Genomic DNA, 14,806 nt, shown 5'->3' with positions numbered 1-14,806 from the left:
GGCTCAGCGCGACGACAGACCGCGGCGTTCGAGCGAGCGGCGCATCGTGTGGCGCCCGTGCAGGCTCGCGGCATCCCGCACCCGGGCGATCGCGGCGCGGAGCCAGCCCCGCGGCTCGCCCTGCGTGCGGTAGTACGCCGTGACGGCGTCCTCGTATGCGGCGATCTCGGCGTCGTCCGGCAGACGGTAGGTCTCGCGGTGGCGGACGACCTGCTGCGGCAACCGGGGCTTCACCCCCGCCCGGTCGTGCGGGTCGGGGTGGCCGAGGACGACGCCGAACGCCGGGAAGGCCCCGTCGGGAAGCTCGAGCAGGTCGGCGATCTGCTCGGGATGGTTCCTGACCGCCCCGACGTAGACGGCGCCCAGACCCAGCGATTCAGCGGCGACGACGGCGTTCTGGGCGGCCAGCGCCGCGTCGATGAAGCCGACGATCGTGCTCTCGATGTACTCCACGGCATCCGACGGTTCCCCCGCGCGATGCGCGAGCTCGCGCGCCCGCGCCCAGTCGGCGACGAAGACGAGAAAGACGCCGCCCCGGCGGATGAAGTCCTGGTCGCCCGCGAGTCGTGCGAGCGCGTCGCGTCGGTCGGGGTCGCGCACCTCGATCACCGACCACGCCTGCAGGTTCGAGCTCGTCGAGGCCGACTGGGCAGCGGCGATGATCGCGGTCAGCGTCGCATCGTCGATCTCGCCGGGCCCGAATCGCCGCACGGAACGGTGACGGTAGAGCACATCGAGCACATCGTTGCGCGGGAGGCCCTCGGGAGCGGGCGAACCGTACCGCCGAGTCCAGCCGTCGTGTGGTTCCGTCGTCACGCGGGGCACGTTACACGGCGTCATCGATCGTCTCCGACGTTCACGGAACATGCGACGGGTCGTCGTGGTTACTAACGTCGTGATCATGTCGCAGCCGAACCTCGACCCGTCCGCGGAGCACCCCTCCCGTCATCTGGGCGGTTCGCTGTCCGCCGATGACTTCAAGACGCTCTTCCGCGGGCACCCCGGCGGTGTCGCGGTCATCACGGCCGACGCCGGCGATGGTCCGGTCGCCCTGACGGCGACGTCGGTCTCCTCGGTGAGCGCCGACCCGCCGCTGCTGGTGTTCTCGGTGTCGGCGCAGTCCTCCGCCTCCGCCGTGCTGTCGACGGCCGAGACCGTCGTGGTGCACCTGCTCGACGCCGACGACCTCGCGCTGGCGAAGCTCGGCGCGACCAGCGGCATCGACCGCTTCGCCGACGCCTCCGCCTGGTCACGGCTGACCACCGGCGAGCCGGTCTACCGCGGCGTCCGCGCCTGGGTCCGCTGCGCCGTCGTCTCTCGCATGGATGCCGGCGGTTCGATCGTCATCGCCGGCCATGCCCTGCAGTCGCACGTCGAGCGCGACGTCGAGCCGGGCGGGCACGGCGATGCGCTGGTCTACCACAACCGCACGTGGCACCGGCTCAGCGAGGGCTCGGCGATCCGCGACTGACGCGGTTCGCCGTCGCCCGGTCAGACCACGCCGATCGTGGCCGCCGGACTCGGCCCCGTCGCGACGGGGCGTCCCGGATCGCGGGACCACTGACTCCACGATCCCGCGAACACGCGCGCCCGGCGGTACCCGGCCACCGCGAACGCCAGCGCAGTGTGGGCTGAAGCGACGCCCGAGCTGCACGTGATGACGACGTCCGTGTCGGGCCCGACTCCGACGGCCGCGAGCGACGTGCGAATCTCGTCCGGGTCGCGGAGAAGACCGTCCGGGCCGATGTGGACGACGGTCGGAAGGTTGCGAGCCCCCGGGATGTGGCCGCTGACGGGGTCGGCCCCCACCGCCTGACCACGGTAGTGCTGGGGTGCGCGCACATCGAGGAGAACCCCGCGTGCCGGGGCGACAGCCGCTTCGTCGATGCCGGCGAGGCCTCCGCTCCCCTCCGGGAGATCGACGTCACCGGTCGCCGCGGCGCGGTCGCTGTGCTCCAGGCGACGGCCCGATCCGACCCAGGCGCGGAAGCCGCCGTCGAGCACCCGGATGTCGAGGCCGTGGCGACGGAGCAGCCACCACGCACGAGCCGCGGCGACCCCGTCGTTGTCGTCGTATGCGACGAGCCGGTCGCCCGCGTTCACACCCCACCGCCGGGCAGCGGCCTCGAGATCCGCGCGGCCGGGCAGCGGATGCCGTCCCTGTTCCGGAACACCGGGACGAGCGAGCTCGCGCTCGAGATCGACGTAGACGGCGCCGGGCAGATGCCCGAGCAGGTAGTCGGGTCGTCCTTCGGCACGGTCCAGGCGCCACCGGACGTCCAGCAGACGCACCGGAGCGTCCGCGGCAAGTTCGGCGGCGAGGTCGTCGACACTCACCAGGGGGGACATGACCCCATGCTCGCCACCGCGCGCTCCCATCGTGAACGGGGCCGAAACAGTCGGAAACCGGAGAACACAGAGAGACACACGAGGGCGAGCTCTGGTCACCGCGTGACTCCGGATGACGGCGGAGAAGCGCCGCCGCGGCCGCCCGCCGTACTCTTCCCCCCATGCCCGCTCTCGAGAACCACTCCGAATCCCTCGCCTTCGCGACGCGCCAGCTGCACGCGGGCGCCCGTGGCTTCGACGCGTACGGCTCGCGCGCGACTCCCATCTACCTGACCGCCGGCTTCGAATTCGACGACATCGCCGACGGCGAGGGCCGCTTCGCCGACCCCGCCACCGGGTTCAGCTACACGCGCGTGGGCAACCCGACCGCGGCGGCGGCCGAGCGGCGCATCGCCGACCTCGAGGGCGGCGTGGGCGCGCTGCTCGTCGGCAGCGGCCAGGCGGCGACCTCGACGGCGCTGCTGACGATCCTTGAGTCGGGAGACCACATCGTCGCGGCCTCCGCGATCTACGAGGGAACGCGCGAGCTGCTGCGCTCCGAGTTCGGGCGCCTCGGCATCACAACGGACTTCGTCGACGATCCGCGCGACCCGGCCGCCTGGGAGGCGGCGATCGGCCCGCGCACCCGCGCCCTCGTCGCCGAGACGATCGCGAATCCGCGCGGCGGCGTGCTCGACATCCCGACCGTCGCCGAGGTCGCACACCGGCACGGCATCCCGCTCGTCGTCGACTCGACCCTCGCGACGCCGTACCTGCTGCGCCCGCTCGAGCTCGGGGCCGACATCGTCATCCACTCGGCGTCGAAGTTCCTGTCGGGCCACGGCACGGGTCTGGGCGGCGTCATCGTCGACGGCGGACGCTTCGCCTGGGATGCCGCGCCCGACCGTTTCCGCCAGATCGCGGCCGAGACCGGACCCGACGGCCGCACGTTCGTCGAACGCTCGGGCGAGCGCGCCTTCCTCGACACTGCGCGCCGCGTCGCGATGCGCTTCGGCCCCTCACCGTCGCCCCTCAACGCCTTCCTGCTGCTGCAGGGCATCGAGACCCTGTCGCTGCGAGTGGAGCGGCAATCGCAGACGGCGGCGACCCTCGCCGCCTGGCTCGAGACCCGCCCGGAGGTCGACGGCGTCGACTACAGCGGACTCCCCTCGCATCCGGACCACGACCTCGCCGCGCGCCTTCTCCCCGCGGGGCAGGGCGCGCTGTTCTCCTTCACCCTCACCGGCGGGCGGGCAGCTGCGGAGGCCTTCACGCGCAGCGTGCGGCTGTTCACCCCGATGACCCACCTGGGCGATGTGCGGTCGCTCGTGCTGCATCCGGCGACCACGACCCACGCGAGCCGCAGTGACGCCGACCTGGCGCGCATCGGGGTCGGGCCGGGCCTGCTGCGGCTCTCGGTCGGCCTGGAGGACGCCGGCGACCTCATCGCGGACCTCGACCGCGGACTCGATGCCGCCCGAGCCGCGACCGCCGCAGCACCGGAAGCGGTGTCGGCATGACGCGCGCCCAGCACTTCGGCTGGTTCCTCTCGCGCGGGTTCGGTCCCCACGGCTGGGCGCGGCCGTACCAGCGATGGAATTGGCCGTGGCAGAAGCCCGACCTCTACCAGCACTCGGCCCGTGAGCTCGAGCAGGCGGGGTTCGACTTCGTCCTGATCGAAGACGCGCTCTCGGTCGGGATCACTCCCGAGACGCTGAACCTCCGCGTCCGCAAGGCGTACGGCGGGCCCAAGCACGACCCGTGGACGCTCGCCCCGTACCTGTTCGCCGCGACGCAGCACCTGGGCGTCATCCCCACCGTCAACCCGGCCGCGTGGCCGCCGTACCTCGCCGCTCGCCAGTTCGCGTCGCTGCAGCACCTCAGCGGCAGCAGGCTGGGCCTGAACGTCGTCACGGACGTCGGGTCTGCGCATCATTTCGGCACGGAGCGCCTCGGGCACGACGCGGCGTACGACCGCGCCCAGGAGTGGCTCGATGCGCTGCGCCTGCTGTGGCACAGCTGGGACGACGACGCCCTGATCGCCGACCCCGACACGCAGATCTACGCCGACGGCTCGAAAATCCACGCCGTCCAGCACCGAGGCGAGTACTTCTCGTTCGACGGTCCCCTCAACGCCGAGCCCCTGCCCGCCGGCGACCCGATCGTCGCCTCCCCCGGCGGCTCGCCGCGGGGCATCGGCTTCGCCGGGGCGAACTCCGAGATCCAGCTCGCCCTGTCGAACCTCGACCCCGCGAGCATCCGCGCGTACCGCGGCCGCGTGCGCGAAGCGGCGGTCGCCGCGGGGCGGGACGCCGACGCGATCAAGACTCTCTTCGTCGTCAAACCGATCGTCGCGAGCTCGGTCGAGGAGGCGGAGCGCATCGTCGAGGCATCGCGGCATCCCGACGAGGCGACGCTCGTCGAGGTGGCCGAGGCATGGTCGAGCGACCTCGAGATTGACCTCACGTCGCTCGACCTCGACCGCCCGCTCGATCCCGCGATCTTCGGCGATCACGTCTCGAAGGGCACCATTCGGGGGCTGCTCGGGCGGTACTCCGACTTCTCCGAGGCGCCGCTGCGCGACATCCTCGCTGGCAAGGCGCGGCTCGGACGTGTGACCGACGGCGCCGGAGGCACGGTGGGGACCGCGGAGGAGATCGCCGACGTCATCCAGGCGCTCGGCGACGACGCCGACAACGACGGGCTGATCTTCTCGGGCGACTTCCACCCCGTGACGCTCCACCGCGCTCTCGACGAGCTCGTGCCGGTACTGCGACGGCGGGGCATCCTGCGCTCGGAGCACACCGGGCAGGGCCTGCGCGCCGACCTCGACGCGTTCTGACCCCGGCCGGCGCGCTCAGACGTGCGGGTGCGTGCGCTCGAGCTTGGCGCCCTCGACGTCGACATCCGGGAGGATGCGGTCGAGCCATCGGGGCAGCCACCACGCACCGCGCCCGATGAGGTGCATGAGCGCGGGCATGAGCAGCATGCGCACGACGAGCGCGTCGACGAGGATGCCGAAGGCGAGACCGAAGCCCATCGAGCGGATGATCGTCGCCTCGGCGAAGATGAAGCCGCCGAAGACCGACACCATGATCAGCGCGGCCGCGATCACGACCGAACGCCCGGCACGGAAGCCCTGCATGACGGCGAGCCTCGCCTCGGAGCCGTGCACGAACGCCTCGCGCATCCCCGACGCCAGGAACAGCTGATAGTCCATCGCGAGCCCGAAGAGGATGCCGACGAGGATCACCGGGAGGAAGTTCAGGATCGGACCGGTCGTGTGCAGACCGATGAGCTCGGCGCCCCATCCCCACTGGAAGACCGCGACGACCGCGCCATAGGTCGCGAACAGCGACAGGATGAAGCCGCCGGTCGCGATGAGCGGCACGATGAGCGAGCGGAAGACGACGATCATGATCACGAGCGAGAGCCCGACGACGACCGCGAGATAGATCGGCAGGATGCCGACGAGCCCCTCGGAGATGTCGATGTTGATGGCGGCCTGGCCGGCGACACCGAGCGAGTACTCGCCGTTGACGGGCGGCAGTGAGCGGAGGTCACGCACCAGGTCCTCGGTCGCGACGCTGCTCGGCCCTTCGGTGGGGATCACCTGGAACGCCGCGATGGTGCCGCTGTCGGAGACCGCGATCGGCGCGACGGCGCTGACGTGGTCGCGGTCGGCGATCGCCTCGGCCACAGCGACCTGCGCTCGCAGCCGTCCCGTGTCGTCGAGGCCCTCGGGCAGGCTCGCGGTCACCAGCAGCGGCGAGTTGGCACCGGGGCCGAACGCGTCCTCGGTGAGCTCGAACGCACGCTGGCCGTACGACCCTTCCGGCTCGGACGCGCCGTCGGGCAGGCCCACGCGCATCGACAGCGCCGGAACCGCGAGGGCGAGCAGAAGCCCGACCGACACGACGGCGGTCGTGATCGCGCGCCAGGTCGGCATCGCGCGCGTCGGGGTCGATACCGCGTCGGGCTGGCCTACGCGCGCACGCGCACGACGGCCGAGCACGCGCATCCCGAGCAGCCCGAGGAGCGCCGGCAGCAGCGTGATCGCGATCAGCACCGCGATGGCGACGCAGACGGCTCCCGCCGTACCCATGAGACCGAGGAACGGGATGCCGGTGATGTTGAGGGCGAGGAGGGCGACGACGACGGTCGATCCGGCGAACACGACGGCGTTTCCGGCGGTGCCGCCGGCGAGGCCGATCGACTCGTGCAGGTCGATCCCGCGCAGCAGCTGCTTGCGGTGCCGATTGAGCACGAACAGGGCGTAGTCGATGCCGACCGCGAGCCCGAGCATCACGCCGAGCACGGGCGTCACCGAAGCCATCTGCACGACTCCCGACAGTGCGAGCACCCCGAGCACGCCGACGCCCACTCCGACGATGGCGGTGACGAGCGGGAGGGCGGCGGCGATGAGGCTGCCGAGCATGACGAGCAGCACCACGGCGGCGACCGCGACGCCGACGGCCTCGCCGACGCCGAGGATCTTCGGCACGCCCTGGGAGATCTCGGTCGAGAAGCCCACCTCGACGCCGTCGATCGGCTCGGCGGTGAAGTGCTCCACGACGGCGTCCTTCGCATCCTGCGGCAGCTCGAGGCGCGGCAGGGTGAAGGCGACGTTCACGGTCGCGGTCGAGCCGTCCGGCGAGACGAGGGCGATACCGTCGGCGAGGTCGAGCAGGCGCCCGCCGAGGTCGGCGGTCTCGGCCTGCGCCTCGAGCTCGGTCCGCCCGGAGTCGAGGGTCGCCTGCTGCCGCTCCAGCTCGGCGCGGCCCGCGTCGAGCTGAGCCTGCTGAGCGTCGAGCGCGGCGAGCTGCGCGGCCGGAGCACCGGCTGCCTCGAGTTGGGCGCGCGCGGCGTCGAGCTGGGCCTGGCCCGCCTCGAGCTGCGCCGTGCCCTGATCGAGCTGCGCCTGTCCGGCGTCGAGCTGGTCGCGCGCGGAGGAGATCTGCGCCTGACCGTCAGCCAGCTGCTGGGCCTGCGCCGCGCGCTGCGCCTCGGCCTCGAACGGGTCGTTGACGGTCGCGACGTCGGGCAGATCCGTGGCGGAGGCGACGAGGTCGGAGATCGCCGCACGCTGATCGTCGGTGAGCGCGCCGTCCTCAGCGTGGAACACGACGGTGCCCGCCGCTCCGGCGAAGTCGGGCAGCTCCTCGGCGAGCTGGTCGGTGACCTTCGACGAAGCGGTGCCCGGGATGTCGAAGCTCGATGAGAGTCCGCCGAAGCCGAGCGCGAAGGCGCCGCCGGCGATCCCCAGCACGGCGACCCAGGCGACGACGACGAGCCATGCGCGACGCGCGGCTCCCTTGCTCAGGCGGTACAGCAGCTCGGCCATCAGCGACTCCTTCGGAATGCGGACGCCCTTGACGAGACGCAGCGTCTCGTCAACCCTAACCCGGGACCAGCGCGTGGACGATCGCCCGGATGCCGTCCGGCGTCGGAGCCGCGCCCATGAGCACCTGCATCATCATCCAGCCGGCGATCGCGTCGCCGATCTCGACCGCGGCGACCGCGGGATCTCCGTGCGCGACGACCCGCGCCCGGATGCCGCCGTCGGCGCTCAGCCGATCGCGCATCAGCTCGCCGATGGCCGGGTGCTCGGTCGCCGCGGCGACGAGCGAACGCAGCAGCATCCGGCCCTGCGGCGCATCGAGGACCGACCACACCCGCGACATCCACTCCGTGAGATCGCGGCGCAGGTCTCCGGTGTTCCGCACCGCGAGCTGCTGTCGGAAGATCATGCCCTCGAGCAGCGCCTCCGTCAGGATCGCCGCACGCGAGGGCCACCACCGGTAGATCGTCTGTTTGCCGACCGATGCCTGCCGCGCGATGGCCTCGATGGTGAGATTCTCGTAGCCGTTCTGCGCGAGCAGGTCGGCCGCCGCCGTCAGGACCGCGAGGCGGGCCTGTTCGCTCCGCCGCGGACCGGCCCGGTGCTCCTCCATCCCCCCACCGTATCCAGCCGAACGCTACGGTGGAGGCCATGCTCGCCGTGCTGGTCCTGGCCGATCACGACCTGGTGCGCCGCGGCGTGGCCGACCTGATCGACGCGGCCGCGGGCATGCAGGTCGTCGCCGAGGCGGCGACCGCACGTCAGGCGAAGGCTCGCGCCGGGGTGACACGACCGGATGTCGCGATCCTCGGCTATCGGCTGGCAGACGGCACCGGCGCGGCGGTCTGCGCCGCTCTGCGCGCAGCGGATCCGCGCCTGCACTGCATCATCCTCTGCGCCTCGGACGACGACGAGGCGCGTCGCGAGAGCGCATCGGCGGGCGCGTCCGCCTTCCTCCTCGAGGACGTCGCGGCCGGAGAGCTGATCGACGCCGTGCGCCGGGTGGGATCGGGCCATCCGCTGGGCGCGACGCTGCACACGACCGCGTCCTCCGCGCCGTCTCCGGACCCTCTCCCCCGACGCCAGCGGGAAGTGCTGGCGCTCGTGGCCCGCGGGCTGTCGAATCGCGCGATCGCGGCCGAGCTCGGCATCGCCGAGAAGACGGTCAAGAACCATCTGACAGGCATCATGCGAACGCTCGGCGTCACCAGCCGCACGCAGGCCGCTCTTCGCGCGGCGCAGCCCGCGCACGAATGAGCGAAGGCGCGGACCCCCGGGGGGGATCCGCGCCTTCGGCGGGGCGACTCGGTGTCAGACGAGCCACCGGAAGCGCTGCACGAGAGGCAGCTTCTTCCACATGGCGCCGAGGCCCCAGGTGTCGCCGGCGTGGAGCACGGCGATCACGATCAGCGCGAGCGCGTAGACGATGTGGTAGTCGACGAGGGGGTTGGTAGATGCCGCACCCCAGGCGAACGGCCACTCGGCGAGGTACATCAGGAGCATGACGAGGCTTCCGGCTACCGCTGCGACGCGGAGACCGATGCCCGACATGACGGCGACTCCGATGGCCAGCATGCCCGCCATGAACAGGACGTCGGCGAGCGGGCTCGCCATGCTCTGGAACCAGGGCTGAAGGGGGCCGGTGACGGCGGGGCTGTTGAGGAAGCCCTGCGCCGGGGTGCCGCCGTTGATCCACGCCCGCTCGAACGGCGTCGAGAATCCGAGGCCGAACAGCTTGTCGAGGAACGCCCAGAGGAAGATGAAGCCGGTCGCGTAGCGCAGCGCAGCGAGAGTGCGGCGCCCGGCGAGCGAGGTCACGATCTCGTCCTGGCGGGCGATCACCTGGGTGCGGGTCCGAGCCTCCGTGCGGGGGATGGCTGCGTGGACCGCGTGCGTGGTCATTTCTGTCTCCTTCGTCGTATGTGGTCTGACCACATAACTATCTCGCGTTCGCGATGACTCCACCAGGGACCAAAGTCCCAGTCGAGCTCTGCGCCTCCCGCGCGATATCACCGTGCCGAATCGGAGACAATCCCCGCTCGCGTCTCCTCCACCGGTGCTTAGGGTCGCGCCAGGAGGAGAAATGACCCACATCGATGAACTCGCCCGGCTGGCACAGGAGAGCGGCACCGTGATCGCGGTAGCGGAATCGCTGACCTCGGGCAACCTCGCCGCCACCATCGGCGCGGCGGAGGGCGCGGGCGACTGGTTCGCCGGCGGCGTCGTGGCCTACCGACTGGAGACGAAGCACCGCGTCCTGGGTCTGGCCGAGGGGATCGACCCCTGCTCCCCGGAATGCGCCGAGCACCTCGCACGCGCGGTCCGCGACCTGACAGGCGCGGATCTGGCGGTGTCGGTGACGGGCGTCGGGGGTCCGGAGCCGCACGACGGCCACGAGCCGGGGACGGTGTACCTCGGGTGGAGCGACGGCGCAGAGACGGGTCACGTCCTGCTCAACCTCGACGGCGAGCCCGAACAGGTCATCGACGACAGCGCGAACGCAGCCGTCGGGTTGCTGATCGATCGGATGCGGCGCTGACCGCACCCGAGCCTCAGGCCCGCGAAAGCGGCGGACGGTGGGCGATGGGAATCGGCTTGGTCGCCAGCGGCGACCCGGTGCGGCGGGACGCGGCGTGTCGGTCGGCGATCGCGCAGGCGGCTTCACCGATCGCGACGAAGGTCTCGGTCCCCGCGGTGCCGCAGAGCCACACCACCTCGAAGACACCGTCCCGGCGCCGTTCGACGTAGGCGACGACGGCATCGGCATCGGAGGACGGGCGCGTGGGATCGCATACCCGCCAGGCATCCTCAGCGATCTCATCCCAGCGCAGTCCCGTGTGGTGCATAGGACGAGCCTGCGTCGACACCGGGTGAAACCCCAGGGCCTTGACAGGGCGCTCAGCGGATGCGTCAGCCGGTGGTCGCCTGGCGGATGCGCTCCATGGTCCGCAGCGTCGCCGCCGTGCGCGCCTGGTCCTCGTCCGGAGCGACCGCGCCGCCCACGAGCTCGACGAAACGCGCGACCTCGCCGTCGAGCGTGTCGACGGCAGCATCCGACGTCCACGCGGACTCCGCACCGTCGAGACCGACCCGTGTCACGCGGCGCGGACTGGCCAGGTGATCGATGAGCAGCGTCGCATCCTCGCCCTGGATCTCGCTCGGCCGGAGAGCGGTGGTGATCTTCGAGTAGGCGACGTCGACGACCAGCCCCGGGTAGTCGAGCACCGCCAGACCGGCGCCGTCAGCGCCCGTGGCGATCGTCACCGACGACCCGACCACGCGGGTGGGTTCACCGAACAGGAGGACCGCCGCGTGCACGCCGTAGACACCCAGATCCGCGAGCGCTCCGCCGCCCATGGCGGGATCGAAGATGTTCGGCGTCCCACCCGCGAGCACGGCGTCGTAGCGCGACGACCGTTTGGCGTAGTGGAACGAGGCGCGGCGGAGGGTTCCGAGCGATCCGAGCTGCTCGCGGACGGCCGCGATGCCGGGGTCGTACGCCGTGCGCATCGCCTCGAGCAGGATCACGCCCGCGCGGCGCGACCGGTCGACGAGGTCATCCCACTCCCGGGCTGTGGCGACCGCGGGCTTCTCCACGAGCACGTGCTTGCCCGCCGCGATGGCGGACTCGACCTGCGAGCCGTGGGCGGCGTTCGGTGAACCGATGTAGACCGCGTCGACCCCGGGATCGGCGAGGACGGTATCGAGGCCGGCGATCGCCCGTGCGACACCCAGACGATCGGCGTAGGCCTGCGCCTTCACCGCATCTCGAGACGACACCGCGACGACCTCGATCCCCCGGGTGCGAGAGGCCGCGCCGATGAAGGCGTCGGTGATGACACTCGTGCCGATGGTGGCGATGCGGATCATGTCCCCCAGCCTAGGAGGCCGGAGGACCACTGCCGGGCCGCGCCTCAGTGACGCCGGGCCGAGCGCAGCGTCTGCACCGCTTCATCGAAGCGGAGCGTCTGACGCAGCTCGACGGCAGCCGAGTACCAGGGCCCGCCGAGGGCTACGAAGACCGCGCCGACGACGTCGATGTAGCCGAGGGTGACCTCTCCCTCTCGCACCTCGTAACGGTCGACGTCGACGAGCTCCCAGCGGAGGTCCGCCTCGGTGCTCGGCGCTTCCGGCCGCCGCGACGGCAGCTGACGCAGAGCGCCCGACGTGGCCAGGCGCACCGCGCTGGGCTTGCGGGCGATCGGTGACATATCCAAGACCATGACCACTCCCGTCGCTCTGACACGACTATCGCGGTCCGAGCCGTCCGCACCTACCCGCTTGACAGAAGTTCACGAGGGGTTTACGCACCATCCCTCCTCTAACTAGTTCGCCTAACTAACCGGAATTAATTAGGCGGACCCCCGCCAGTACCCTCGCGTCCGTGGGAACACTCGTTTACGGCAGTCAAGGTCGGACGTTCGACGTCGAAGACCGTCTGCTCGCGCACCTGCGGGTCGTCTTCATGAACAAGCTGCGCCGCAACGAGCCGTTCATGTTCCATCGTTCGACCGACAGCGGGCTCTTCAGCGTGTGGGTGCACCCGGCCGTTCCGATGGTGTTCCTGTTCAGCGGCAGCCGTCCGCCGACGATCAATCGACACTGGGTCGAGGCCCTCCTGCTCGAAGCGGGCGGAGCGAACGGTCTGCGTGTCGTCCCGGAGCCCGCGTCCGCCGACGCCTGACCTCAGCGACACTCCTCGTCGACCGCATCCGCGATCGCGTCGAGAAGGATCGTCAGCTTCGCAGCGGTGTCGTCATCGAGCCCGCGCGCGATGTCGCGCACACGCAGAGTCAGCGGATCGACACCCTCGACGTCCGCGTTGCGATCGGTCGGCACGACGTACTTGCTCCGACCGTCGTCGGGGTTGCGCTCGAACGCCACCAGCCCCCCGTCGCGGAGACGCTTCAGCATGGTCGTCGCCGTCGGCGTCGAGATGCCCAGCGAGGCGGCGATGTCGGTCGGGGTGACGCGCCGGCCGGCATCCGCGCTGTCGTACACCACCCGCATTGCGGCGCGCGCCGTCTCACTGGGACCGCAGTCGCTCTGACGCCGCCGAGCCAGGCTGGCCTCGGCCAGACGGAGCCGTTCGACGGCTCGCGCGACGGATTCGGGCTCGGAAGCACCGGACACCATGAACCTCCCGCAGACGACGATGGTGCGTCCACTGTACGAGCGCGGCGACGGGGCGCTCTTCCGCTTGACTCCGGCGCCTCCCACCCCTAGAGATGCGGTGAGAGGTCGGGACGCGTGAGCACCCCGAACTCGTGCCGCAGAGCGCTCAGAGCCGACCACCATCCGGCCAGCCCGTGAACGCCCGGGCCCGGGCTCGTCGAGGACGAGCACAGATAGACGCCGCCCATGGGCGTCCGCCACGGGTCGCGTGCGAGCAACGGGCGGGCGATCAGCTGATCGAGCGACGGGATGCCGGCGGAGATGTCACCCTCGGGATAGTTGAGGTTGCGCGCGGCGACCTGCTGCGCGGTCTCCGAGTGGGTCGCGAGGATCGTGTCGCGGAAGCCCGGCGCGAACCGCTCGATCTGGCGCACGATCGCCTCGGTCCGGTCGACCTCGCTGCCCGCGGGAACGTGCGTGTACGCCCACAGGGTGTGATGGCCCTCCGGCGCCCGGCCCGCATCGAACAGCGACGGCTGCGCGACGAGCACATACGGCGCGTCGGGCAGCCGGCCGGCGCGCACCGCGTTCTCGGAGGCGGCGATCTCCGGCCGGGTCCCGCCGACGTGGACAGTGCCGCTCTGCGCGATCGCGGGATCGCGCCACGGCACCGGCGCGGACAGGGCGAAGTCGACCTTCGCCACCGCGTCACCGTACCGGAAGCGCTCGAGGCGGTGCCGATAGCGCGTCGGCATCCGGTCCCCGGCGATCGCGATGAGGGCGCGGGGCGTCACGTCGAGCATCACGGCGCGTGCGCTCGGCAGCTCGTCGAGCGAGCGGATGCGGCGTCCCGCGAACAGCTCGCCGCCGTGCGCACGGATGTCGTCGACCATGGCGGCCACGATCGCCCCGCTCCCGCCGATCGGGATGGGCCACCCGCGCGCATGGCCGTATGTCGCGAGGGTGAGGCCCCCGCCTGCCGCCGCGAGACTCGGGAGGCCGAGAATGGTGTGGGCCGCGACCCCCGACATGAGGGCCGGGGCCGCCTGCTCGCGGAACCGCAGGTTCCATGCCGGTGTCCCCTGCTCGAGGGTGCGCAGGCCGAACCAGGCCGCGGCGATCGGATCGCCGGGCACGCGCAGCAGCGATCCGCCGGTGAAGTCTGCGATGCCGCGCACGCGTTCGACGAGCGGCGCCATCAGCCGGGCATATGCACGGCCGTCTGTACCGAGCCCCTCGGCCGTGCGATCGAGATCGCGGTATGCCAGCGCTGCGTTGCCGTCGAGAGGGTGCGCGTACGACACCTCGGGCACGACGAACTCGACGCGGCGGCGCAGTCCGAACTCGCGGAAGAAGGCGGATTCGAATGCGAGCGGATGCACCGCCGAGCACAGGTCGTGCAGGTAGCCGGGGAGGGTGATCTCCCCGGAGGCCGCCCCACCGCCGAAGTGATCCTCGGCTTCGAACACCGCGACCGAGAGCCCGGAGCGCGCCAGGGTGACGGCCGCCGCCAGCCCGTTCGGCCCGGAGCCGACGATGACGGCGTCGTACTCGGTCGTCACCGTCCCGCGCCGCCCTCCGCGAGGTGCGCGAGACGGCGCAGGGTCTCGGCGTTGCGCACGTGCAGGGGCAGGTCGAGCAGCGGTTGCGGGATGAACGATCCCGGCCCCTCCGCGGCCACTTCCTGAATGCGCACGACGCAGTCATCACCCCGGGGCTTGACGTCGATGGTGATGTGGGCCTCGCCGATCGGCCAGCCGCGCGCTTGCATCACCATGCGATGCGGCGGATCGAATTCGAGCACCGACGTGCTGTCGTCGATGACGAAGGGCCACACCCCGAAGGAATGGTGCAGACGCGACCCCTTCTGAGGCCAGGCGGGACTGACATCGCGCATGCGCGAAGCGCCGACGACCCAGGCCGGGAACAGCCAGCCGTCGTTCAGGACCGCGAAGACGTCTTCGGGTGCGCAGTGCATGAGTCGGACGTTACGCGACATGGCAGTCTCCTCTCCGGGGCGGG

Annotated in this window: 17 protein-coding genes; 6 read left to right on the top strand and 11 right to left on the bottom strand. The window is 71.4% G+C overall.

Annotation, left to right across the window (positions count from 1 at the left end; all coding sequences use genetic code 11):
• Window positions 1–3: 3 nt before the first annotated feature.
• Window positions 4–816 carry an NADPH-dependent oxidoreductase gene (locus DO944_RS08630; RefSeq protein ID WP_220118296.1) on the bottom strand — a complete coding sequence of 271 codons (813 nt, stop codon included), beginning with the start codon at window positions 814–816 and terminating at the stop codon, window positions 4–6.
• A gap of 85 nt (window positions 817–901) precedes the next feature.
• Between DO944_RS08630 and DO944_RS08625 the strand changes: the two genes are divergently transcribed.
• On the top strand, window positions 902–1,471 hold the full coding sequence (locus DO944_RS08625) for a flavin reductase family protein (RefSeq protein ID WP_112616979.1): 570 nt from the start codon (window positions 902–904) through the stop codon (window positions 1,469–1,471).
• A gap of 20 nt (window positions 1,472–1,491) precedes the next feature.
• Here the strand turns inward: DO944_RS08625 and DO944_RS08620 are convergent, their stop codons facing one another.
• On the bottom strand, window positions 1,492–2,349 hold the full coding sequence (locus tag DO944_RS08620; RefSeq protein ID WP_112616564.1) for a sulfurtransferase: 858 nt from the start codon (window positions 2,347–2,349) through the stop codon (window positions 1,492–1,494).
• 161 nt (window positions 2,350–2,510) lie between these two features.
• Here DO944_RS08620 and DO944_RS08615 point away from each other — a divergent pair, with 161 nt between their 5' ends.
• Window positions 2,511–3,848: an O-acetylhomoserine aminocarboxypropyltransferase/cysteine synthase family protein gene (locus DO944_RS08615; RefSeq protein ID WP_112616562.1), complete on the top strand. Its 1,338-nt coding sequence runs from the start codon at window positions 2,511–2,513 to the stop codon at window positions 3,846–3,848.
• Window positions 3,845–5,170, top strand: coding sequence for an NtaA/DmoA family FMN-dependent monooxygenase (locus DO944_RS08610; RefSeq protein ID WP_112616560.1), 1,326 nt, complete (start codon window positions 3,845–3,847; stop codon window positions 5,168–5,170). The genes DO944_RS08615 and DO944_RS08610 overlap by 4 nt, the downstream gene beginning before the upstream one ends.
• 15 nt (window positions 5,171–5,185) lie before the next feature.
• Here the strand turns inward: DO944_RS08610 and DO944_RS08605 are convergent, their stop codons facing one another.
• Window positions 5,186–7,672 carry an MMPL family transporter gene (locus DO944_RS08605; RefSeq protein WP_112616558.1) on the bottom strand — a complete coding sequence of 829 codons (2,487 nt, stop codon included), beginning with the start codon at window positions 7,670–7,672 and terminating at the stop codon, window positions 5,186–5,188.
• Between the two features lie 55 nt (window positions 7,673–7,727).
• The gene (locus DO944_RS08600; RefSeq protein ID WP_112616556.1) at window positions 7,728–8,282 is read right to left on the bottom strand and encodes a TetR/AcrR family transcriptional regulator; all 555 of its coding nucleotides are present in this window, start codon (window positions 8,280–8,282) and stop codon (window positions 7,728–7,730) included.
• Between the two features lie 38 nt (window positions 8,283–8,320).
• On the opposite strand from DO944_RS08600, the gene DO944_RS08595 reads away from it, so the two are divergent.
• Window positions 8,321–8,926, top strand: a complete 606-nt coding sequence (locus DO944_RS08595; protein WP_146752023.1) for a response regulator transcription factor — start codon at window positions 8,321–8,323, stop codon at window positions 8,924–8,926.
• A gap of 54 nt (window positions 8,927–8,980) precedes the next feature.
• On the opposite strand, the gene DO944_RS08590 is transcribed toward DO944_RS08595, so the two are convergent.
• Window positions 8,981–9,571, bottom strand: a complete 591-nt coding sequence (locus DO944_RS08590) for a DoxX family protein (protein WP_258524625.1) — start codon at window positions 9,569–9,571, stop codon at window positions 8,981–8,983.
• A gap of 181 nt (window positions 9,572–9,752) precedes the next feature.
• Between DO944_RS08590 and DO944_RS08585 the strand changes: the two genes are divergently transcribed.
• A complete protein-coding gene (locus DO944_RS08585; RefSeq protein ID WP_112616552.1) occupies window positions 9,753–10,208 on the top strand; it encodes a CinA family protein in 456 nt (151 codons plus the stop codon).
• 13 nt (window positions 10,209–10,221) lie between these two features.
• On the opposite strand, the gene DO944_RS08580 is transcribed toward DO944_RS08585, so the two are convergent.
• From DO944_RS08580 to DO944_RS08570, 3 genes are all read right to left on the bottom strand, one after another.
• The gene (locus DO944_RS08580) at window positions 10,222–10,515 is read right to left on the bottom strand and encodes a hypothetical protein (RefSeq protein WP_112616550.1); all 294 of its coding nucleotides are present in this window, start codon (window positions 10,513–10,515) and stop codon (window positions 10,222–10,224) included.
• 64 nt (window positions 10,516–10,579) lie between these two features.
• On the bottom strand, window positions 10,580–11,539 hold the full coding sequence (locus DO944_RS08575) for a Gfo/Idh/MocA family protein (RefSeq protein ID WP_112616548.1): 960 nt from the start codon (window positions 11,537–11,539) through the stop codon (window positions 10,580–10,582).
• Window positions 11,540–11,583: 44 nt separating this feature from the next.
• Entirely contained in the window at window positions 11,584–11,880 is a 297-nt protein-coding gene (locus DO944_RS08570) for a hypothetical protein (RefSeq protein ID WP_112616977.1), read from the bottom strand.
• A gap of 173 nt (window positions 11,881–12,053) precedes the next feature.
• On the opposite strand from DO944_RS08570, the gene DO944_RS08565 reads away from it, so the two are divergent.
• Window positions 12,054–12,353 carry an ATP-dependent DNA ligase gene (locus DO944_RS08565; protein ID WP_112616546.1) on the top strand — a complete coding sequence of 100 codons (300 nt, stop codon included), beginning with the start codon at window positions 12,054–12,056 and terminating at the stop codon, window positions 12,351–12,353.
• 2 nt (window positions 12,354–12,355) lie between these two features.
• On the opposite strand, the gene DO944_RS08560 is transcribed toward DO944_RS08565, so the two are convergent.
• The 3 genes from DO944_RS08560 to DO944_RS08550 form a co-directional block, all read right to left on the bottom strand.
• Window positions 12,356–12,802, bottom strand: coding sequence for a MarR family winged helix-turn-helix transcriptional regulator (locus DO944_RS08560; RefSeq protein WP_181574186.1), 447 nt, complete (start codon window positions 12,800–12,802; stop codon window positions 12,356–12,358).
• A gap of 89 nt (window positions 12,803–12,891) precedes the next feature.
• A complete protein-coding gene (locus DO944_RS08555) occupies window positions 12,892–14,346 on the bottom strand; it encodes an NAD(P)/FAD-dependent oxidoreductase (protein WP_112616542.1) in 1,455 nt (484 codons plus the stop codon).
• Complete coding sequence (locus DO944_RS08550; RefSeq protein WP_112616540.1) at window positions 14,343–14,783, bottom strand: SRPBCC family protein; 441 nt, start codon at window positions 14,781–14,783, stop codon at window positions 14,343–14,345. Before DO944_RS08550 ends, DO944_RS08555 begins: the two co-directional genes overlap by 4 nt.
• Window positions 14,784–14,806: the final 23 nt, after the last annotated feature.

Origin of the sequence: Microbacterium sp. SMR1 (assembly GCF_003289625.1) — a bacterium.
GTDB classification, from domain to species: domain Bacteria; phylum Actinomycetota; class Actinomycetes; order Actinomycetales; family Microbacteriaceae; genus Microbacterium; species Microbacterium plantarum.
This window is presented reverse-complemented; position numbering and strand designations above follow the sequence as displayed.

Coding starts and splice junctions, on each gene's coding strand:
- DO944_RS08575 (WP_112616548.1), bottom strand. CDS start 11,539: ATGATCCGCATCGCCACCATCGGCACGAGTGTCATCACCGACGCCTTC.
- DO944_RS08625 (WP_112616979.1), top strand. CDS start 902: ATGTCGCAGCCGAACCTCGACCCGTCCGCGGAGCACCCCTCCCGTCAT.
- DO944_RS08610 (WP_112616560.1), top strand. CDS start 3,845: ATGACGCGCGCCCAGCACTTCGGCTGGTTCCTCTCGCGCGGGTTCGGT.
- DO944_RS08615 (WP_112616562.1), top strand. CDS start 2,511: ATGCCCGCTCTCGAGAACCACTCCGAATCCCTCGCCTTCGCGACGCGC.
- DO944_RS08580 (WP_112616550.1), bottom strand. CDS start 10,515: ATGCACCACACGGGACTGCGCTGGGATGAGATCGCTGAGGATGCCTGG.
- DO944_RS08605 (WP_112616558.1), bottom strand. CDS start 7,672: ATGGCCGAGCTGCTGTACCGCCTGAGCAAGGGAGCCGCGCGTCGCGCA.
- DO944_RS08550 (WP_112616540.1), bottom strand. CDS start 14,783: ATGTCGCGTAACGTCCGACTCATGCACTGCGCACCCGAAGACGTCTTC.
- DO944_RS08570 (WP_112616977.1), bottom strand. CDS start 11,880: ATGTCACCGATCGCCCGCAAGCCCAGCGCGGTGCGCCTGGCCACGTCG.
- DO944_RS08585 (WP_112616552.1), top strand. CDS start 9,753: ATGACCCACATCGATGAACTCGCCCGGCTGGCACAGGAGAGCGGCACC.
- DO944_RS08600 (WP_112616556.1), bottom strand. CDS start 8,282: ATGGAGGAGCACCGGGCCGGTCCGCGGCGGAGCGAACAGGCCCGCCTC.
- DO944_RS08590 (WP_258524625.1), bottom strand. CDS start 9,571: ATGACCACGCACGCGGTCCACGCAGCCATCCCCCGCACGGAGGCTCGG.
- DO944_RS08595 (WP_146752023.1), top strand. CDS start 8,321: ATGCTCGCCGTGCTGGTCCTGGCCGATCACGACCTGGTGCGCCGCGGC.
- DO944_RS08620 (WP_112616564.1), bottom strand. CDS start 2,349: ATGTCCCCCCTGGTGAGTGTCGACGACCTCGCCGCCGAACTTGCCGCG.